General features: G+C 74.0%; 16 protein-coding genes and 1 pseudogene. 10 read left to right on the forward strand and 7 right to left on the reverse strand.

Going from position 1 to position 19,517, the window contains the following annotated elements:
• Positions 1-163: 163 nt before the first annotated feature.
• The 3 genes from AC0B9F_RS12835 to AC0B9F_RS12845 are packed head-to-tail and all read left to right on the forward strand — an operon-like array spanning position 164 to position 3,306.
• Positions 164-1,408 (forward strand): MFS transporter, encoded by a 1,245-nt coding sequence (locus tag AC0B9F_RS12835; RefSeq protein WP_472001737.1) that lies wholly within the window; start codon positions 164-166, stop codon positions 1,406-1,408.
• 53 nt (positions 1,409-1,461) lie between these two features.
• Positions 1,462-2,550, forward strand: coding sequence for a 5'/3'-nucleotidase SurE (locus tag AC0B9F_RS12840; protein ID WP_472001739.1), 1,089 nt, complete (start codon positions 1,462-1,464; stop codon positions 2,548-2,550).
• A gap of 57 nt (positions 2,551-2,607) precedes the next feature.
• A complete protein-coding gene (locus tag AC0B9F_RS12845; protein ID WP_472001741.1) occupies positions 2,608-3,306 on the forward strand; it encodes an alpha/beta fold hydrolase in 699 nt (232 codons plus the stop codon).
• Positions 3,307-3,342: 36 nt separating this feature from the next.
• On the opposite strand, the gene AC0B9F_RS12850 is transcribed toward AC0B9F_RS12845, so the two are convergent.
• The 4 genes from AC0B9F_RS12850 to AC0B9F_RS12865 form a co-directional block, all read right to left on the reverse strand.
• Positions 3,343-4,020, reverse strand: a complete 678-nt coding sequence (locus AC0B9F_RS12850; protein ID WP_472001743.1) for a ScbR family autoregulator-binding transcription factor — start codon at positions 4,018-4,020, stop codon at positions 3,343-3,345.
• A 178-nt stretch (positions 4,021-4,198) separates the two neighbouring features.
• Entirely contained in the window at positions 4,199-5,839 is a 1,641-nt protein-coding gene (gene pgm / locus AC0B9F_RS12855; RefSeq protein WP_472001745.1) for a phosphoglucomutase (alpha-D-glucose-1,6-bisphosphate-dependent), read from the reverse strand.
• Between the two features lie 105 nt (positions 5,840-5,944).
• On the reverse strand, positions 5,945-6,928 hold the full coding sequence (locus AC0B9F_RS12860; protein WP_472001747.1) for an MASE1 domain-containing protein: 984 nt from the start codon (positions 6,926-6,928) through the stop codon (positions 5,945-5,947).
• An 830-nt stretch (positions 6,929-7,758) separates the two neighbouring features.
• Complete coding sequence (locus AC0B9F_RS12865) at positions 7,759-8,592, reverse strand: PP2C family protein-serine/threonine phosphatase (RefSeq protein WP_472001749.1); 834 nt, start codon at positions 8,590-8,592, stop codon at positions 7,759-7,761.
• Between the two features lie 226 nt (positions 8,593-8,818).
• On the opposite strand from AC0B9F_RS12865, the gene AC0B9F_RS12870 reads away from it, so the two are divergent.
• From AC0B9F_RS12870 to AC0B9F_RS12895, 6 genes and pseudogenes are all read left to right on the forward strand, one after another.
• Positions 8,819-9,271, forward strand: coding sequence for a hypothetical protein (locus AC0B9F_RS12870; protein ID WP_472001751.1), 453 nt, complete (start codon positions 8,819-8,821; stop codon positions 9,269-9,271).
• Between the two features lie 171 nt (positions 9,272-9,442).
• Entirely contained in the window at positions 9,443-10,549 is a 1,107-nt protein-coding gene (locus AC0B9F_RS12875) for a substrate-binding domain-containing protein (RefSeq protein WP_472001753.1), read from the forward strand.
• A gap of 488 nt (positions 10,550-11,037) precedes the next feature.
• Positions 11,038-11,319: pseudogene (locus AC0B9F_RS12880) on the forward strand (carbohydrate ABC transporter permease); the annotation flags it as partial.
• 21 nt (positions 11,320-11,340) lie between these two features.
• Positions 11,341-12,372, forward strand: a complete 1,032-nt coding sequence (locus AC0B9F_RS12885) for a hydroxyacid dehydrogenase (protein ID WP_472001755.1) — start codon at positions 11,341-11,343, stop codon at positions 12,370-12,372.
• The gene (locus AC0B9F_RS12890; protein WP_472001757.1) at positions 12,369-14,261 is read left to right on the forward strand and encodes a DUF2264 domain-containing protein; all 1,893 of its coding nucleotides are present in this window, start codon (positions 12,369-12,371) and stop codon (positions 14,259-14,261) included. The genes AC0B9F_RS12885 and AC0B9F_RS12890 overlap by 4 nt, the downstream gene beginning before the upstream one ends.
• Positions 14,262-14,300: 39 nt before the next feature.
• Entirely contained in the window at positions 14,301-15,083 is a 783-nt protein-coding gene (locus tag AC0B9F_RS12895) for a maleylpyruvate isomerase family mycothiol-dependent enzyme (RefSeq protein WP_472001759.1), read from the forward strand.
• Positions 15,084-15,090: 7 nt separating this feature from the next.
• On the opposite strand, the gene asnB is transcribed toward AC0B9F_RS12895, so the two are convergent.
• Positions 15,091-16,932 (reverse strand): asparagine synthase (glutamine-hydrolyzing), encoded by a 1,842-nt coding sequence (gene asnB, locus AC0B9F_RS12900; RefSeq protein WP_472001761.1) that lies wholly within the window; start codon positions 16,930-16,932, stop codon positions 15,091-15,093.
• A gap of 460 nt (positions 16,933-17,392) precedes the next feature.
• Between asnB and AC0B9F_RS12905 the strand changes: the two genes are divergently transcribed.
• Complete coding sequence (locus tag AC0B9F_RS12905) at positions 17,393-17,722, forward strand: ANTAR domain-containing protein (RefSeq protein ID WP_472001763.1); 330 nt, start codon at positions 17,393-17,395, stop codon at positions 17,720-17,722.
• Between the two features lie 126 nt (positions 17,723-17,848).
• Here the strand turns inward: AC0B9F_RS12905 and AC0B9F_RS12910 are convergent, their stop codons facing one another.
• Positions 17,849-18,070: a hypothetical protein gene (locus AC0B9F_RS12910; RefSeq protein ID WP_472001765.1), complete on the reverse strand. Its 222-nt coding sequence runs from the start codon at positions 18,068-18,070 to the stop codon at positions 17,849-17,851.
• A 50-nt stretch (positions 18,071-18,120) separates the two neighbouring features.
• Positions 18,121-19,446, reverse strand: coding sequence for a lipase family protein (locus AC0B9F_RS12915; protein WP_472001767.1), 1,326 nt, complete (start codon positions 19,444-19,446; stop codon positions 18,121-18,123).
• Positions 19,447-19,517: the final 71 nt, after the last annotated feature.

Consider the following 19,517-nt stretch of genomic DNA (forward strand, 5'->3'; position numbering starts at 1 on the left):
GTCTGTTCAGGTCATCCAGTGACTGTTAAGAAATGAAGCCACACGAGTCGCTGACACGTGTAACCCGTTCAATCCCCTCATCGGCCGTTCCCTGGTCCGCCACGCCCTCGCCCGGCCGTCGCGGTCCCGGGTCCGCCTGCCCACATCGATCGAGGAGGGCACCGTGGCCCTTTCGTCCCCCGCGGCCACCGCCGCCGGCCGCCCCGGCGGCCCGGCCCGGCCCGCACGCGGCCTGATGCCGCTGCTACTGCTCGGCAACACCGCCATGTACGCGCTGTACATCGGCGTCGCCGGCGTCCTGCTCGCCCTCCAGGTGGAGCATGTCGACCCGGCGCACAAAGAGGCCAACCTGGGGCTGGTCACCGGGATCGCCGCGGTCTTCGCGACCGTCTTCAACCCGCTCGCCGGGGCCCTGTCCGACCGCACCGGCCGCCGCAACCCGTGGATCCTGGGCGGCGGGCTGCTGGCGCTGCCCGCCGCGTTCCTGCTGGGCAGCGTGCACACGGTCCTGCTCATCACCATCGGCTGGTGCCTGGTGCAGGCCGTGATGAACGTCTACCAGGCCGCCCTGACCTCGGTCGTCCCCGACCGGATACCGCTGGAGAGCCGCGGCCGGGCCTCCGCGGCCGTGGGCCTCGGCCTGCCGCTGGGCAGCATCGGCGGGGCGCTGGTGGCGGCCGCCTTCACCGACCGCTACCGCACCGGCTACCTGCTCTTCGGCGCACTCGTGGCCGTGACCGCCGTCGTGTTCACCACTTGTACGCGGGAGCAACGGCTCCCCGCGCGACCGTCCGTGCCGGTATCGGCCCAGGTCAAGGCGTTCGCCGGGGCGTTGAAGGTGGCCGACTTCCGCTGGGCGTTCATCGGCCGGGCCCTGCTCGTGCTCGGCTACTTCCTGGTCAACACCTACCTCGTCTACATCCTCCAGGACCACATCGACCTGCCCGCCGGGATGGCACCCGCCGAGGCGGTGGCCGTGGTGACGCCGGTGACCAGCGTCGCGATGATGCTCTCCACCGTCCTCGGCGGCTACCTCTCCGACCGGCTCGACCGGCGCAAACTGTTCGTCGGCGCCTCCGCCCTGCTGTCCGCGCTGGGCCTGCTGGTCCCGGCCCTCTTCCCCACCTGGCCGGCCGTCCTCGTCTTCGCCGGCGTCGTCGGCCTCGGCTTCGGCTGCTTCATGGCGGTGGACACCGCGCTGGTCACCCTCGTACTGCCGAGCGCCGAGGACGCCGCCCGCGACATGGGCGTGCTCAACATCGCCAACGCGGGCCCGCAGATCATGGCGCCCTTCGCCGCGTCGGTCATCGTCACGGTCACCGGCGGCTACACCACCCTCTTCGTGGCCGCGGCCGTCCTCTCCGTCGCCGGGGCGCTGTCGGTCCGCCCGATCCGCAGCGTGCGGTGACCGGCCTCCGGCGGGCGAGAAGAAGACATCCGAACAAGAACGGACACTCCCCCATGCAGACCAATCCCCCCGGCCGCCGCTTCCGGCCGGCCGCCCTCCGCCGCGGCTCGCGCGCCCTAGCCGTGACGGCCGCCGTCGGCTCGGCGCTGCTCCTGAGCGCGGCCACCACCCCCGCCGCGCCCGCCCGGCACGCCGAGCGGCCCGCGCTCACCGGCCTGCGGGTGCTGCTGAGCAACGACGACTCCATGCAGGCCGCGCGAGCCGACGGCGCCGACGGGCGCGGCCTGTACGAGATACGCAAGGCCCTGTGCGCGGCCGGAGCCGACGTGGTGGTGCTCGCGCCGTGGCAGTACATGAGCGGCGCCGGAACGAGTGTCACCAACAGCGGAACCTTCGCGGCCCAGCGCCGGACGCGGCTGCCCGCCCGCTACGCCGGTGACTGCTCCGGTGCGCCCGCCGCCGGCGCGGTGTTCGGCCTGTGCCGCGCCGGTACGCCGTCCTGCACCGCGGCCGCCCCGAGCGCGACGCCCGCGGACACCGTCAGGTTCGCGCTGCGCGGCGGGCTGCGGGCGCTGACCGGCTGGACGTCGGCGCCGGACGTGGTGGTCACCGGCGTCAACTCCGGGCCCAACGTGAGTTCGCAGGTGAACGACTCGGGGACCGCCGGGGCCGCGCTGGCCGCCGTCGAGGAGCGGGTACCGGCCGTGGCGTTCAGCGCCTGGGTCGCGGACGGCTCGACGCTGCCGAGCGACGCGACGTACGAGGCGGCGGCCCGGTACGGCGCCTCGCTGCTGGGACGGCTGCGCGCCCACCGCCTGCTCTCCCCCGCCCACGTGCTGAACGTCAACTACCCGGACGCGACGGCGGTTTCGGCCGAGCCGAAGGGCGAGCGCTGGACCCGGGTCGGCGACGGCACGGTGGCCGTGCACACCTACCGGCAGGCCGCCGACGGCACCTTCACGGTCGGCGGGGCTTTGTGCCCGGCCGCTCCGGGGTGCCGTACCGAGACGCGCGAGGACGCCGACAGCGCGGCGGTCGCCGCCGGTTACGTCTCCCTGAGCGCCCTCACTCCCGACCGCACCGCGCCCGCCGACGAGGACACCGCCCGGCTGCGGGCGTACCTCACCGGGCGCCACCGCTGACCCTCCACCGCCACAAGCCGCCCGCGCGAGCGGGCACACCCGAAAGGAAGGACGACCGTGCTGCTCAACACCCGTGAATGGGGTACCGGCGAGCGGACCGCGCTGCTGGTCCACGGCATCATGTCCGACGCCCGCACCTGGCACCGGGTCGGCCCGCTGCTCGCCGGCCGCGGCTACCGCGTGATCGCCGTCGACCTGCGCGGCCACGGCGCCTCCCCGCGCGCCGCGGCCTACTCCCCCGAGCTGTTCGCCGACGACCTGGCCGACACGCTCCCGGCGGGCGCCGACCTGGCCATCGGGCACTCGCTCGGCGGCCTGTCACTGCTGCTCGCCGTGGACCGGCTGCGGCCCGCCCGCGCGGTGTACGCCGACCCCGCCTGGTCCACCGCCGATCCGCAGGCGGCCGTGGACCCGACGCTCTTCACCGGGTTCAAGGACGCCACCCGCGAGCAGATCACCGCGCTGAACCCGCGCTGGGCGGACGACGACGTGGACGTGGAACTGGCCACGCTCGCCGACTGGGACCCGCGGACGGCGCACTTCCTGGGCGGCGCGCCACTGCGGGGCTTCGTGCCGCGGCACGCGGAGGTCCCGTCGCTGGTGGCGCTCGCCGACCCGAGCTTCCTGGTCGGGCAGGGTGACGCGGAGCTGCTGCGCGGCCGCGGTTTCGAGGTGCGGGCGGTGCCGGGGGCCGGCCACACCCTCCACCGTGACGATCTGGAAGGGTTCCTCAAGGCGCTCGACGGCTGGATCTGACCGCGGCGCACGCCGGGCGGCCGGCCGGGTGGGTAGTCAGGACGACCGGCCCGGCGGCCGGTTCGCCCGGCCGCACAGCTGCTGGTGGACGCGGGCGCCGCGGTCCGGGGCCATGTCGAGCTGGAGCAGGACGGCGGGGACGGCGATGCTCGCCATCAGGTGCCGTTCCATGTCGGCGGTCCGCTCGGCCAGGTCGGCGTGGCCGGTCAGGATCTTCGACAGGAGCTGGACGCCGGTGAACGCGGCGACGAACATCCGCGCCGCCGCCTCCACGTCGATGTGCGGGAGCAGTTCGCCGCGCGCCTTGGCCCGGGCCAGCAGTCCTGCGTTGCGGGAGACCCAGCCGCGCATCGGCGCCTGCCGGTCGAACTCCTCGCACAGCACGCCCTGTTCGACGGTGAGGCGGATGCTGCCGCGCACGAGCGGGTCGCCGCGGCTGAGGAGGTGGGCGACGAGGAAGGTCGTGTCCAGGGCCTCCTGGAGCACCAGGTCCTGGGCGGGCACTTCGGGTACCGCGCCGAGCTGGTCGGCCAGCACGGCCTCGGCCAGTTCGCGCTTGGAGGGGAAGTGAAAGTACAGCGCGCCCTTGGTCACCCCGGCGCGCCGCAGTATCTGCGCGATCGTCGCGGACTCGTAGCCCACCTCGGCGAAGACGGTGGCCGCGGCCAGGAGGATGGTTCGGCGCGTTCTGACCGCACGTTCCTGCAGCGCCACGGCCGACCCCTCCGCGCTCGCTCCGGGCGACTGTCCCGAAGTAAACAAACCGGCGAGCCCGCATCCTGTCACCGGCCGACGAGGGGATCAAGTCACGCCGGCCGGACCGGACGCGCCGCCGCGGCCGCCCGGGGTGGGCGACCGCGGCGGGCGGGCCGGGGCGGCCGGACGCGCCGGGTCAGCCGCCGAGGGCCGCCAGCACCACGCCCTTGGCCTCCTCCTGCACCCGGCTGAGGTGGTCGGGGCCGAGGAAGGACTCGGCGTAGATCTTGTACACGTCCTCGGTGCCTGAAGGCCGGGCCGCGAACCAGGCGTTCGCGGTGCTCACCTTGATGCCGCCGATGGCCGCGCCGTTGCCAGGGGCCTCGGTGAGGACGCCGGTGACGGCCTCCCCGGCCAGGGTGTTGGCGCCGACCTGCGCCGGGGACAACTTGCCGAGCAGCGCCTTCTCCTCGCGGGTGGCGGGGGCGTCGGTGCGCGCGTAGGCGGGCTCGCCGTGGCGGGCGGTGAGGTCGGCGTAGTGCTGCGAGGGGGTCCGCCCGGTGACGGCCGTGATCTCCGAGGCCAGCAGGGCGAGCAGGATGCCGTCCTTGTCGGTGGTCCACACCGAGCCGTCCCGGCGCAGGAACGACGCGCCGGCCGACTCCTCGCCGCCGAAGCCGAGGGAGCCGTCGAGCAGCCCGTCGACGAACCACTTGAAACCGACCGGCACTTCGGCCAGGCGGCGGCCCAGACTCTCGGCGACCCGGTCGATCATCGCGGAGGACACCAGGGTCTTGCCGACACCGGCGTCGGCCGGCCACTGCTCGCGGTGGCGGTAGAGGTAGTCGATGGCGACGGCGAGGTAGTGGTTGGGGTTCATCAGCCCGGCGTCCGGGGTGACGATGCCGTGCCGGTCGGCGTCCGCGTCGTTGCCGGTGGCGATCTGGAAGCGGTCGCGCTGCGCGATGAGCGAGGCCATGGCGTTCGGCGAGGAGCAGTCCATGCGGATCTTGCCGTCCCAGTCCAGCGTCATGAAGCGCCAGGTGGGGTCGGTGAGCGGGTTGACCACGGTCAGATCGAGGCGGTGCTGCTCGGCGATACGTCCCCAGTACGCCACGGACGCCCCGCCGAGCGGGTCCGCGCCGATGCGGACACCGGCCGTGCGGACCGCGTCGAGGTCGAGGACGCTCGGCAGGTCGGCGACGTACGCGCCGAGGTAGTCGTAGCGGCCGGTGGTGGGGGCGGTCAGGGCGCGGGCGTAGGGGATGCGGCGGACGTCCTTCAGGCCGGCCCGGATGATGTCGTTGGCGCGGTCCTGGATCCAGGAGGTCGCCTCGGAGCCGGCGGGGCCGCCGCTGGGCGGGTTGTACTTGAAGCCGCCGTCGGCGGGCGGGTTGTGCGAGGGGGTGACGACGACGCCGTCGGCGAGGCCGGAGGTGCGGCCGCGGTTGTGGGTGAGGATCGCGAGCGAGAGCGCCGGGGTGGGGGTGTAGCCGTCCGCGCTGTCGATGAGCACGGTGACGTCGTTGGCGGCGAACACCTCCAGCGCGGTGGCCTGGGCGGGCTGGGACAGCGCGTGCGTGTCGGCGCCGAGGAAGAGGGGCCCGTCGATGCCCTGGGCCTGCCGGTACTCGCAGATGGCCTGGCTGGTGGCGGCGATGTGGTCCTCGTTGAAGGCCGTCGCCAGGGACGAGCCCCGGTGGCCGGACGTGCCGAACGCCACGCGCTGGCCCGGTTCGTCCGGGTCGGGGTGCAGCGTGTAGTACGCGGTGACCAGCCGGGCGACGTCGACGAGGTCCTCGGGTCCGGCCTGCTTGCCCGCTCGCTCGTGCTGCATGTGTGCCCGCTCCTCCGGTTGGTTCGGTCCCTGGTAGATCGTTCCTGACCCCGCTCATCTTTCCAGGTCGTGCGCGGATTCCGCGAGGGTGGGCAGGGGGCCCCGTCAGCGGTCGGTGCGGTCGCGGGATGCGCGCGGCGGCGGCGGCTCGCCGGCGGTGAGGTGCTCGAGGACCTCGACGAGTTCCTGGCAGGCCTTCTCCACCGAACGGCGGGTGTTGAGCTGTTCGGTGATCACGGCCGACAGCAGCAGGGCGGTCAGGGCCATGGAGCCGTTGAACGCCTGGAGTTTGACCATCACCTCGATGCGGCTGAGCTGGGCGAACGGGCCGACACGGTCGGTGGCGGCGACGGTGGCCAGGACCGAGGTGAGCAGCGCGCACAGCATGCTGCCGGCAAGGCGGAAGCGCAGGGCCGCCCAGATCAGCAGCGGGTAGACGAGGAAGAGGATGCTCAGGGTGGAGTGGGTGGACAGCGGGACCAGCACGCAGGTGATGAGGGTGAGGACCACCGCCTCCTTCCACCGGGTCAGCACCAGGGGCCGGCGCAGGGTGTAGAGCATCAGCAGCAGCGGGGTGACGATCAGGACGCCCATGGCGTCGCCGACCCACCAGGCCAGCCAGACCGGCCAGAAGTCTCCGGCGGGCAGTTTGCCGGTGACGACGAGCAGACCGGCGCCCGCGAAGGAACTGATCAGCATGGCGCTCAGGGCGCCGAGGAAGACCAGCGCCAGCCCGTCGCGTAACCGGCTCAGGCTGAGCCGGAAGCCGGCCCGGCCCAGCAGCAGGCAGGCGCAGACGGGGGCGAGCGTGTTGCCGGCGACGGTGCCGAGCACGTCGATCTGGACGGGGGCGATCGACGCGATGAGCAGCAGCGTGCCGACGGCGATGCCGGGCCAGACGTGCAGACCGAGGATCAGCAGCGCGGCGACGGCGACGCCGGAGGCGGGGAAGACCGGGGTGACGACCGAGCCCTCGACCACGAGCTGCCGCATCAGCCCGAGCCGGCCGGCCGCGTAGTAGCAGGCGGCGACGGCCAGCGCCTGAAGCGCGATCACGGCCGGTCGCCGCAGGTCCTGGAAAGCCACCACACCGCCATAAGACACCGCCACCCCCACGACAGCGCCCCATGACGCGCCGGGATCCCGCCCTATGGCCGAGCGGGGCCGCTCCGCGGGGAGCGAGGCCGCTCCGCGGGGAGTGAGGCCCCTCCGCGGCGGGGGCGGATGCCAGGCCACTCGGGGAGGGACCGGCCGCTCGGCGAGGGGCGAGGCCAGGCCAGGCCACCCAACGCAGGCCCCGCCGCCCCGCAAGAGGCTCGGCCGGGCCACTCAGCGCGGACCCGGCCGCCCGGCGAGGGGCTCCGCCCCTTTCGGCATCGGACCGCTCACCAGGCCCTGCAACGGCCCGGTGCCGACCCAAGGCCCGAAGGCCGCCCGCGGCGGCGCCATGCCGAGGGCGGGACCGCTCCGCACGGGCTGGACCGTCGCGGGAAAGCCCGACTGTTCCGTGAGGGAGCCAGTGCCGAGCCGCGCCAGGGCACGCAACGGCCGGAATCCGGGACCCGTCGCCCGTCACGCGTCAGCGGTCACCCGTCACCCTCACCCGGCACCCGGCACCCGGCACCCGGCACCCGGCACCCGGCACCCGGCACCCGGCACCCGGCATGATTCGGGGCCGACCCGCGGCCGACCCAACGATCAGCCGACACGAAAACCGTGGTCGGCCCGCAGCCGCTCCGGTGATCGGGCTCGAGCCCGCGCCGTCCCCGCAGTGACCCCTCTCGCAACGCGGGCGGCGCCGGGCGCCCCCTGAGCGTTCCCCGGAGCAGGAGGCCATCGGGCGCCCCTGAGCGTTCCCAGGGCAGCAGGCCATCGGGCGCCCCTCAGCGTTCCCGGGGCCACAGGCCGTCGGGCGCCCCTCACTGTTCCCGGGGCAGGAGGCCGTCGTGGCCGACGACCAGGACCGCCGCGTCGTCGGCGTGGCCGACGCGTTCCGCGCCCCTGATCACCGCCGCGGCCAGCGACGTGGCCTCCAGGCCGGCGACCGCGGCGATGCCCGCGAGGCGGACCACCTGGTCGAGGCCTTCGTCGACGCCGAGTGCCGGGCCCTCGACCACGCCGTCGGTGACCAGGACGAACACTCCGCCGGTGGTGAGGTGATGGCGGGCGACGGGGTAGGAGATGCCGTCCAGGACGCCCAGCGGCGGGCCGCCCTCCCCCTCGGCGATGCCGGAACGCCCGTCGGCCGTGGCCCAGACGAACGGTATGTGGCCGGCCCGGGCGCTCTCCAGCAGCCCGGTCGCCGGGTCCAGCCGGATGAAGGTGCAGGTGGCGAAGAGATCCGTGCCGAGGGTCAGCAACAGGTCGTTCGTCCGGGTGAGCAGCTCGCCCGGGTGGCTGGTGACGGAGGCCAGCGCGCGCAGTGCGACCCGGACCTGGCCCATGAAGGCGGCGGCGTCGATGTTGTGTCCCTGGACGTCGCCGATGGACAGCCCGATACGGCCGTCGGGCAGGGTGAACGCGTCGTACCAGTCACCGCCGACGCTCAGCCCAGAGTTGGCCGGTGTGTACTGCACGGCGAGGTGGAAGCCGGGCGCGGTGGGCAGGTGGGCCGGGAGCATGCCGCGCTGCAGGGCGATGGCCAGCTCGACCCGCGAGCGCTGCAGTTCCGCGCGCTCGCGTGCCTGGGCGGTCAGAGTACCGAGCCTGGCCAGCAGCTCGTCGCCGTCGTCCGACGGACGCTTGCGGGACATGATCACTCCGGCCGGGACGAAAGCCCCGTTTCAGGGACACATCATCTGTTTTCGCGCTTAGGCGATGATAACGGGGATGTCACCATCAGGGGTTGGTTGCTCCGGATGAGTGGTGCGTTTCGCGCCACGGTCGTAGCGTCGGAGCAGACGTCGTCGCCCGGCACGAGACGGTTCTTCCGCTCTGCCGGGCGACCGGGCGCGGTGCGGACGACAGTGGGAGCGGACCATGCGCACACACACGCTGAGGGCGGCCTTGATTCTCTGTGCCGCCGCTTCACTGGCGGCGGCGACGGGGCCGGTGTCCTCGGCCTCACCGGCCGCCCACACCGCGCGGCGCGTGCCCGCTCCGGTGCTCGTCGACTGCCTGTGGCATCCGCGGGTACGCCCCGCCGACTTCATCCTGGCCTGCGGCGACGGCAACAGCCGCCTCGCCTCCCTGCACTGGAAGCGGTGGGGCGCGGGCGCGGCGGTGGGCGAGGGCGTCAACGCGGTCAACGACTGCAAGCCCTACTGCGCGGCGGGCCGCTTCCACTCCTACGCGGTGACGGTACGACTCGACCAGCCGAAGCCGTGGAAGAAGCACCCGCACACGCGGCACTACACGCGGATGACGCTGACCTACACCGACGGCCGGCCGAGCGGATTCGACCGGGTGGTCACGTACCCACTGTGGGACTGACTCCCGCCGCCGCCCCGCGTCACGGCCCGCCGGCCTCGGCGGTCGCAGCGGCGCCCCGCCTCTGACGGAGTCCCCCGACCTGAATCCGTTCCACCCCTCCCCGCCCCGTCGGCGATCGTTATGATGAGCCCAATCGCTCAAACGAACATCCGCGGCTCGGGGGAGGCACACGTGCGGGAGCCGGTCGATCTCAGGCGTCAGCGCATCCTCGCCGCGGTGCAGGCCCGCGGCTCCGCCCGGGTGCGCGACCTCGCGGCGGAGCTCCAGGTGTCGGTGGTCACGGTGCGTCGGGACGTCGAGGAGCTGACCCGTGAGGGCAGGCTGCGGCGCGGGCACGGCGTCGTGCGCTCGGCGCCGGCGGCGCGGGAGGAGCCCGCCGGGGGCGCCGTCGAAGGGGACGCGGTCGCCGTCGTCGTACCCGAGCGGCATTCGTATCTTTCGGAGACCCTGCACGGCGCCCGCACGGTGCTGGAGGAGGCCGGACTGCGAATCGCCCTGCACATCGCACCGCAGGTGGCCGGGGCCGAGCGGCCGCTGGTGGAGCGGGCCCTGGCGGACGGCGCGCGCGGGCTGCTGCTGGCGCCGCGCTGGCGCAGCCGGGCCGTGGAGGAGGCCGACCACGCGTGGCTGGCCGCGCTGGAGGTGCCGGCCGTACTGATGGAGCGGCGGCCGCGGCCGGGCAGCGTGCTGCACGCGATGGACTCCGTCTGCTCCGACCACGTGCACGGCGCCCGTCTCGCCGTCGAGCACCTGGTGGGGCTGGGTCACCGGCGCCTGGTGTTCGCCACCCGCGACGACAGCCCCACCGCCCGCTCGCTGCGGGCCGCCTTTCGGGAGATCGCCGGGGCGCACCCGCTGGTCGAGGAGTGGGCATGGCTGCTCAGCTCCCCGGAGGCGGGACAGGACGGGCCGTACACCGACCAGGAGACCGCGGACCTGGCGGCGACCCTGCGCGAGGTGGGGGCGACGGGCGCGGTGCTGCACGGCGACGTGGACGCGCTGATGCTGGTCCAGCAGCTCGCGGACAACGGGGTGCGGGTGCCGGAGGACTGTTCGGTGGTCGCGTACGACGACGTGGTCGCGGCTCTCGGCAGCACTCCGCTGACGGCGGTGGCCCCGCCGAAGGCGGAGGTCGGCCGGGTGGCCGCCGAGCTGCTGCTGCGCCGGCTCGGCCACACCGGCGGGCCGGCAAACGGGGCGGTGCAGCACGTCGAGCTGCTGCCCTCCCTGATGGTGCGCGGCTCGACCCGGGCTCCGGACGGCCGGTCGACCCAGTGAGCGTTTGAACGTTTTATTTTCTTCTGAGCGATCCATTGACCGTTTACGGTCGGCCGCCCGAGGATGCCGGTGTCCCCGAACAGCCGTGTCCCGGACATGTCCCGGACACGCAGGAGCCGCGGGAGGCCCCATGCCAGGTCGACCGAGCCGCCGGGCCGGCCGTCGGTCCGTGCTCGCCGCGATGACCGCCGCACCGCTCGCCGCGGGCGTGAGCGCGTGCGGCGGCCCGGGCGACGCAGCGTCGCGCGGCAGCACCGTCACCCGCATCACCTTCTGGTCCGCGCTGCGCGGCAGCAAGGAGGTCGTCGACGCGTTCAACCGCACCCACCGCACGGTCCGGGTCGACTTCCAGCAGATCCCCTCCGGCGGTCAGGGCGGCTACGCCAAGCTCAGCAACGCCGCCCGCGCGGGCAACGCCCCGGACGTGGCCACCATCGAGTATCCGCAGGTGCCGGGCTTCGCCATCGACGGCGTCGCCCGCGACATCTCTCGGCCGGATCTTCGCTCAGGGCTATGTGCCCGACGAGGTGCTGGAGGCGGCCCGGATCGACGGGGCGGGCGAGCTGACGACGTACGCGCGCGTGGCGTTCAGGATGCTCGGGCCGGGGCTGGTCACCGTGTACACGTGGAACAGCTCCGCGTCGGTGTCGCCGGAGTACTACCCGGTGGTGATCATGGGTTCGCTGCTCGCCGTCCTTCCCCTCATCCTCGCCTTCGTCCTCCTCCAGCGTTTCTGGCGCAGCGGGCTGACCGCCGGCGCCGTCAAGTAAGCCGCGCACGACAGGAGTTCCATGACCGTGTCATCGCCGGGCCCCGGCTTCCGCCCGCGCGCCGTCCTCGCCATGTCCCGGGCCGCCGCCGCGGCCGTCCTGGACCCCGACTCGCTGGCCGCGCTCGGCCGGGTCTGCGACCTCGCGCCGCCACCGGTGCTGGACGACCTGACCACCGACCGGGCCCGGGCCCTGCTCGCCGACGCCGATGTGCTGGTCACCGGGTGGGGCTGCCCGCCGCTGGACGAGGCGGTCCTCGCGGCGGCGCCCCGGCTGCGGGCCGTCGTGCACACCGCGGGCAGCGTGCGCGGCCATGTCACGGACGCCTGCTGGGAGCGGGGCATCGAGGTGTCCTCGGCGGCCGCCGCCAACGCGCTGCCGGTGGCCGAGTACACGCTGTCGATGATCCTGCTCACCGGAAAGCGCGCCCTGGAACGGGCCCGCGAGTACCGCGCGCTGCGCCGCCGCGTCGACGCGCTGGCCACCCCCCGCTCGGTCGGCAACCACCACCGCACGGTCGGCATCCTCTCGGCGTCGCTCATCGGCCGCCGGGTGATCGAGCTGCTGCGCCCGCACGACGTCGAGGTGCTGCTCCACGACCCGTACGTCACCGACGCCGACGCCGCCGCGCTCGGTGTGGAGCGGGTCGGACCGGCCGAGCTGTTCACGCGCTGCGACACCGTCAGCGTGCACACGCCGCTGCTGCCCGAGACGCGAGGCCTGGTCGGTCGTGCGCTGATCGACTCGATGCGGCCGGACGCCGTCCTGATCAATACCGCCCGGGGCGCGGTGATCGACCAGGACGCGCTCACGGACGCCGTGCTGGCCGGCCGCATCCGCGCGGTCCTGGACGTCACCGATCCCGAAGTGCTGCCGGCCGAACACCCGTTGTGGGACTGCGACAACGTGCTGATCACCCCGCACCTCGCCGGTTCCCAGGGCAACGAGTGGCGCCGCCTGGCCGATCTCGCCGCCGCCGAGACGGCCCGCTGGGCCTCCGGCGCCGGCTTCCTCCACCCCGTCCGACGCGAAAGGCTGGCCTTCCTCGCATGAGCACCCCCTTCGAACTGCCGCCGCGGGACCCGGCGTCCAGCCCGCACACCGGCTACACCCGCGCCCACTGGGAAGCGGTCGCGGACGGGCTCCTCACCGCTGCCTGGCGGTGGCGCACACCGGGCGGCGCGCTGCTGGACCTGCCCGGCCGCCCCTCGCGTTCGGGCGTGCGCTCCGACGGTCTCGAGGGGTACGCCCGCACCTTCCTCGCCGCCGCCTTCCGCGTCGCGGGCGCGGGCGGCGACGACCCGCGCGGCTGGCTGGAGCGGTACGCCGAGGGCCTCACCGCGGGCACCCGCACCGCCGGGCGGGACGACACCGAGTCGTGGCCGCTGATCCTCGACCACGACGTGCAGGGCCAGCCGATGGTGGAGTCCGCCTCCGTCGCCCTCGGCCTCAGGCTGACCGCGCCCTGGCTGTGGAAGCACCTGGACGCGGGCGTGCAGGACCGGGCGGAGGAGTGGCTGCGCGGGGCGCTGCGGCACACGCCCGCGCCGAACAACTGGTACCTCTTCCCGTACACCGTGGCCGGGTTCCTGGAGTCGGTGGGCCGCGGCGACGCGGAGACCGCCGCGGCGCGGCAGCGGGCGCGGGAGCTGATGGAGGGCTGGTACCGCGGCGACGGCTGGTACGCCGACGGCGACGGGCGGGCGTTCGACCACTACAACGGCTGGGCGCTGCACCTGTACCCGGTGCTGGACGCCCACCTGTCCGGCGACCGGGAACCGCTGGAGCGCTACGGCGCCCGCTTGCGCGAGCACTTGGAGGGCCATGCCCTGATGTTCGGCGCCGACGGGGCGCCGCTGCACTACGGCCGCTCGCTGACGTACCGTTTCGCGGCCTCCGCGGCCGTGTCGCTGGGCGCGCTGACCGGGCACACCCCGCTCACACCCGGGGCGTCGCGGCGGCTGGCGAGCGGCAGCCTGCGCTACTTCCTCGAGCGCGGGGCTCTGAGTGAGGACGGGCTGCTGACGCTGGGCTGGCACGGTACGCACGAGGCGAGCCTGCAGTCGTACTCCGGTCCCGCGTCGCCCTACTGGGCCTCCAAGGCGTTCGTCGCGCTGCTCGCTCCGGCGGACCACGCGCTGTGGACCGCGCGGGAGGAGCCCGCTCCGGTCGAGGAGGCCGACCGGGTGCTGGCGCTGCCCGCGCCGGGCCTGCTGGTGCAGGCGACGCGCGCCGACGGGATCGTACGGCTGCACAACCACGGCAGCGACCATGTGCGCCCGCACGAGGGCGAGTCGGCGGCCGAGGACGATCCGCACTACGGACGCCAGGCGTACTCGACGCGGACCGGGCCGACCGCGCCGGACAACGTGGCGGACAACCATCTGTCGGTGCGCGTCGACGGCCGCGGCAGCGTGCGGCGCCGTCTGCGTCCGCTCGGCGCGGGGCACGGCGACGGCTGGGGGTGGGCGGCGTCCTGGCACCGGCCGGTGTTCGCGGGCGGTGCGCCGATGGTGCCGGGGCTGCGGGTGGAGAGCGTGACCGTGGCCAGGGGGCCGTACGAACTGCGGGTGCACCGCGTGGTCGGGGCGCCGCCCGGGGCGCGGGTCCACCAGACGGGCTGGGCCACCGGTCCGCGCGATGGCCTGTTCTCCGCGCTGCACCCGCTGTACGGCTTCGACGGCGCGGTGGAGACCGTCCGCGCCCCGCAGGGCACGGCGTACACGCGCTGGGCCGAGGTCCCGCGGCTCACCGGTGCGGCCGGCGGTACGTCGGTGCATGTGTGCCTGGCCGCGCTCGGCGCGGGGGACGGTGCCGACCTGGCGGGCGTGGTGGCGGAGGTGACGGTGACGGACCGTCGGGTGGAAGTGGTCTGGGCCGAGGGCGGGGCGCGCACCCGGATCGGCTTCGAGCCGGTCGCGGTGGTGCACGAGGTGCCGTGACCGCACCCGTCGCCTCGTGCCCCGTCCTAGGGTGAGCGGATGACGCACTGGAACCTCGAGGGGTACCGCTCGCAGATCCTCGGCCAGACCGACCGGTTGCGGGCACTCCTCGTGGGCGCCGATCTCGCCGCCCGCGTCCCGACCTGCCCCGCCTGGAACCTCGGTCGGCTGGTGCGGCACGTGGGCGGGGTGCACCGGTGGGTGGAGACGGTCGTGCGGACCCGGGCCACTGAGGAGGTGCCGCACGACCTGGTCGACGACGTCTTCCACGACGACGGCTCCGGCCCCGAGGTCCTCGGCGGCCGGCTGGCCGACGGGGCGCGGAAGCTGGTGGAGGCGTTCACGGACGCCGGTGAGGAGGTACGCGTGTGGACCGCGATGCCGGATCAGCCGGTGACGTTCTGGGCGCGGCACGCGCTGTTCGAGACCGTCGTGCACCGCGCCGACGCCGCCTGGACCGTCGGCGCGGGCTACGCCCTGGACCCGGCCGTCGCCCGGCACGGGCTCGACGTGTGGATGGGCTTCGGTCTGCTGCCCGAGGCGTACGAGGGCGGCGACGGCGCCGAACCGCTGCTCGGCGAGGGGCGCAGCCTGTGCTTCACGCCGAGCGACGACCCCGGGCCGGGCTGGTTCGTCTCCCTCGGCCTGGGCGGGCCCCGCTGGGAGCACGGCGGCAGGCCGGCGGCGGTGACCGTGCGCGGCCCGCTCACCGACTTGCTGCTGCTCGTCCACGGCCGGCCCGTCCACGACCGCCTCGCCGTCCAGGGCGATCGTCCCCTGCTCGACCTGTGGCTGCGGCGGACCGGGTTCTGGCTGAACTGACCGGCTGTCAGCTCAGCACGATCTCGGGCGCGTACAGGTCGATCCACATCGCCAGGTCGAGGGTGCGTTCCAGGCCGCGCCGCCCGGCCTGCGTGCTCACCGGTTCGTCGCGCTCGGCCATCCGGCGCACGCGGTCGCGGTCGACGAGGTCGAACACCCGGTGGGAGGGACGGCTGAGCAGATCCTTGACGTGCTCCTGGAGGGCGGCCGCGTACTTCGGGTCCTGCGTGGAGGGGTACGGGCTCTTGACCCGGTCGTAGACGGACTTCGGCAGCACGTCGGCGGTGGCCTCCCGCAGCAGGCTCTTCTCGCGGCCGTCGAAGGACTTCAGCGCCCACGGCGTGTTGTAGACGTACTCGACGAGCCGGTGGTCGCAGAAGGGCACGCGGACCTCCAGGCCGACGGCCATGCTGGCGCGGTCCTTGCGGTCGAGCAGGATGCGGACGAACCGGGTCAGGTGCAGGTGGCAGATCTGCCGCATCCGGTACTCGAAGTCGCTCTCGCCGGTGAGGCGTTCGATGCCGGCGACGGCCGTGCGGTAGCCGTCGGCGACGTATCCGGACAGGTCGAGGGAGTCCAGCAGGTCGGGGCGCAGCACCTCGGTGTCCTCGCCGAAGTGGCGGCCCATGCTCACCAGCCAGGGGAAGTTGTCGGCGCGGCGCGCCTCCTCGTCGAAGAACTGCAGATAGCCGCCGAAGACCTCGTCGGCGGACTCGCCGGACAGGGCGACGGTGGAGCGCTCGCGGATGGCCCGGAACAGCAGGTACAGGGAGGCGTCCATGTCGCCGAAGCCCGCGGGCAGGTCGCGGGCGCGGATCACCTTGGCCCGCACCTCGGGGTCGGCGAGCGCCTGCGCGTCGAGCACGATGTCCTGGTGCTCGGTGTGCGCGGTGCGGGCCACGTCGTGCACGAAGGGGGTGTCGGGGGTGCCGCGCAGTTCGTCGGCGATGAAGTGGTCGCTCTGGCCGACGAAGTCGACGGCGAAGCTGCGCACCTGCTCGCCGTGCTCCGCGAGCTGCCGGGCGGCGAGCGCGGTCATGGCGGAGGAGTCGAGGCCGCCGGAGAGCAGGGTGCAGCGGGGGACGTCGGCGACCAGCTGGCGGCGCACGATGTCGTCCAGGAGGGTGCGCACGGTGGCGATGGTGGTGTCGCGGTCGTCGGTGTGCGGCCGCGTGTCGAGGCGCCAGTAGGCGCGGGTGCGCAGTCCGGTGCGGTCGAGGGTGACGACGGTGCCCGGCTCGACCTCGCGCATGCCGTCCCAGACGGCGTGCCCGGGCGTCTTGATCATGGTGAAGAGCTCGCGCAGTCCGTCCAGGCGCACCCGGGCCGGGGCGAGGGGGTTGGCGAGGATCGCCTTGGGCTCGGAGCCGAACAGGACGCCGTCGGGGGTCGGGTGGTAGTAGAAGGGCTTGATGCCCATGCGGTCGCGGACCATCACGAGCTTGTCGTTCCGGGCGTCCCAGACGGCGAAGGCGTACATGCCGTTGAGGCGTTCGGCGAGGGCCTCGCCCCATTCCAGGTAGCCGCGCAGGACGACCTCGGTGTCGGAGCCGGTGGTGAACCGGTGGCCGCGGCCGGTGAGTTCGCGGCGCAGCTCGGTGAAGTTGTAGGTCTCGCCGGAGTAGACCAGGGCGACGGTGCCCTCGGGGGTGTCGGCGGTCATCGGCTGGCGGCCGCCGGGCAGGTCGATGATCGCGAGCCTGCGGTGGCCCAGCGCGGCCGGGCCCTGGGCCCAGATGCCGGCGTCGTCCGGGCCGCGGCAGGCCATCGTCTCGGTCATTGCCTCCAGTGAGGTGCGCTCGGCGCCGAGGTCACGGTCGAAAGAGACCCAGCCGGTGATGCCGCACATGTCCCGCCTCCTGCTTCCGGTGCGCCGTGAGCACGACGCCGACCCGCGGTGCGCGATCGGCGAGGTTGCCCCGGCGAACCAGTTGTATGAGCCATCTACCTGACGACCGTGCGTCATCGCCCGGGGTCCGGTCAACGCGGCCGCCCCGCGCAGAGTTCGGTCGACCTGGGGTTTTCAGCCGCGCTTTACGTTCGCGAAAGCCGCCGGCGGCTCAGCGTCGGCGCTCGGTCGTCAGGAATCGGCCATCGGCAAAGAGTTGTGAAAACATCCCGGCTTCCGCCAGCGCGGTGCGCCGCTGTTGCCGAGTGCGGCCGGTGATGTGACGGTGGAGGAGGCGGGCCCACCGCCCGGGGGTGCGGCGCTCGATCCCGTCCCACCGCCGCGCTTACCCTGCGTCCTTCCGGGGCAGGCGCTTGACACTGGGCCGCAGACACCCTTCCCGACTTGCCGCGGAGGTCACGTGGACGTCCACGCCGAGCGGCTCCCCGGTGCGCTCCGGGAGCCGGAGAACACAGCCGAGCACATCCGTGAGCTGCAGGAGACGGTCGCCCAGCTGCGGCAGGCCGTGACCTCCCATGCCGTGATCGACCAGGCGATCGGTGTCGTCGTGGCGGTCGGCCGCGTGGCGCCGGCCGAGGCGTGGGACGCGCTGCGCGAGACGTCGATGTGCACGAACATCAAGCTGCGCCGGGTGGCCGAACTGGTCGTCGCCTGGGGCCGGACGGGCGTCCTCCCGGCGGACGTGCGAGCGCATCTGACGGCACGGCTGGGCCGGCGCAGGCCGGCGTGAGCGCACGCGGGGCGCCCGACCGCGCGCCCGCGGAAAGAGGTACGCGGACCGGAAGGAGGTCCGGGGCCTGCCTTCCGGTCCGCGTCCGAGGAAAGAGCCCGGCCCGGCATGCCTGCCGGGCCGGGCTCACGGGTGGTCGGTGCCCCAGTCGTCGGGGCCCACGCCGCGCCAGTCGATCAGCGGGGAGTCGGCCAGATCCTCCGCCTCGATCTCCAGGCCCGCCCGGCGCAGGAACTCCACGACGTCCGCCCGGCTGTGCGCGAGTCCGAGGATCTCGCCGTCGACCCGCACCCGCCGTCCGCCCGTCGGGGACGGCGGGTGCACGATCACGGGACGCTGCGCGGACATGGGTCAAGGATCACCCGCCCGAGGCCGCCGCGCATCCCCTCCGGCACTTTTCAGCGCTGGTCCGGAAGGCTGGAGCAGGTGCTCGGGGCCGGCCGGCCCGCGAGCCGGTCCGTCAGCCACGACACCGCGTCTCCCTGGTCGGCCAGCAGTGGTCCGAAGTGGTTGATCAGCGGGCTGACCAGGTTCGGCAGGCGCACCGGCCGGTACGTCACGTCGGCGCCCAGGGCGCACCAGTCGACGGCGAGCCGGCGGGCCTGGGCGTGCGGCACCAGGTTGTCGTTGACGCCGGTCGCCACCCGCACCGGACCGGCCGGCTTCAGCTTGCCGATCCGCTGGGTGTCCAGGAACGCCTGGAGCCTCGGCGTGGCGGCGATGATGTCGCCGAGCGAGGAGCCGTCGGTGGTCCAGCGGGTGCTGCGCTGGTAGCCGTAGCGGAAGATGGTGTCGCCGACGCACATGGTGGACAGGTCGGCGAGCGCCGCCCGGCCCGCGGCGTTCAGGTGCGCCTCGGCGAGGGGCTTCAGGGACGGGTCGGACTGCAGGAACCCGTTGAGGGACCAGCCGAGCGCGCCGGTCAGCTCGGTGCCGTCGATGCCCTTGGTGACCTCCGTCAGGTCGGCGGGCGGGGCACCGGCGTAGGTTCCGGCGAGGTGCACGTCGGGGGCGTAGGCGGGCTGCAGTTCGGCGGCCGCGGCGGTGGCCCCGCCGCCCTGGCTGTAGCCGAACAGGCCGACGCGGGAGCCCGCGGTGACCGACGCGCCGGCCACCGAGCGGGCGGCGCGCGCGGCGTCCAGCACGGCGTGGGCCTCGTCCACCCGGTTGACGTAGGTGTGCAGGCGGTCGGTGGCGCCGAGACCGGCGTAGTCGGTGACGACGACGGCGGTGCCGGAGGCGAGCAGGCGGTAGACGGAGACGTCCTCGTAGCCGACGGAGACCGTGCGGCCGTTGAACCGCAGAGGGTGCTCCAGGCCGAGGGAGGCGGCGCACTGGTCGCCCTGGCCCATCGTGCCGGGCGCGACCACGACGAGCGGGCGGGGGCCGTCGCCCTTCCAGGCGGCCGTCGGCTCGATGTAGGCGCCGGTGACGGCCATGGGCTGCCCGTTCGCGTCGGTCGACTTGTACATCAGCCGCGTCGCCTTCCCGGGCAGCGGCCCGTGCAGGCTCGGCAGGCTCAGCGCCAGCGGGAGCGGTTCGCTGCGCACCAGGGCGCCGTCGGCGTGGGGCAGGGTGGCGGGCGGGGTGTAGAAGGCGGGGATGGTGACACCCCGGGAGACGACCGGGTCGGCCGCCCGGGCGGCCGTGGCGGCGAGGGCCTGGGCGCCGAGGCAGGCGGCGGTGGTGACCGCCACGGCCAGGAGCCGTCTGGACACGGGCATGGGGAACCTCCTGTGAAGCGGCCGGCAGGAAGCCTCCGGCGTGCCGGGCACCGCGCGTCCCGGGCATCCGG

The organism is Streptomyces sp. NPDC097129 (assembly GCF_055668065.1).

Excerpts from the sequence above, each read along its gene's own strand:
- AC0B9F_RS12885 (WP_472001755.1), top strand. The coding sequence starts at position 11,341 with ATGACCGTGTCATCGCCGGGCCCCGGCTTCCGCCCGCGCGCCGTCCTC.
- AC0B9F_RS12915 (WP_472001767.1), bottom strand. The coding sequence starts at position 19,446 with ATGCCCGTGTCCAGACGGCTCCTGGCCGTGGCGGTCACCACCGCCGCC.
- AC0B9F_RS12840 (WP_472001739.1), top strand. The coding sequence starts at position 1,462 with ATGCAGACCAATCCCCCCGGCCGCCGCTTCCGGCCGGCCGCCCTCCGC.
- AC0B9F_RS12890 (WP_472001757.1), top strand. The coding sequence starts at position 12,369 with ATGAGCACCCCCTTCGAACTGCCGCCGCGGGACCCGGCGTCCAGCCCG.
- AC0B9F_RS12865 (WP_472001749.1), bottom strand. The coding sequence starts at position 8,592 with ATGTCCCGCAAGCGTCCGTCGGACGACGGCGACGAGCTGCTGGCCAGG.
- AC0B9F_RS12870 (WP_472001751.1), top strand. The coding sequence starts at position 8,819 with ATGCGCACACACACGCTGAGGGCGGCCTTGATTCTCTGTGCCGCCGCT.
- AC0B9F_RS12895 (WP_472001759.1), top strand. The coding sequence starts at position 14,301 with ATGACGCACTGGAACCTCGAGGGGTACCGCTCGCAGATCCTCGGCCAG.
- pgm (WP_472001745.1), bottom strand. The coding sequence starts at position 5,839 with ATGCAGCACGAGCGAGCGGGCAAGCAGGCCGGACCCGAGGACCTCGTC.
- asnB (WP_472001761.1), bottom strand. The coding sequence starts at position 16,932 with ATGTGCGGCATCACCGGCTGGGTCTCTTTCGACCGTGACCTCGGCGCC.
- AC0B9F_RS12910 (WP_472001765.1), bottom strand. The coding sequence starts at position 18,070 with ATGTCCGCGCAGCGTCCCGTGATCGTGCACCCGCCGTCCCCGACGGGC.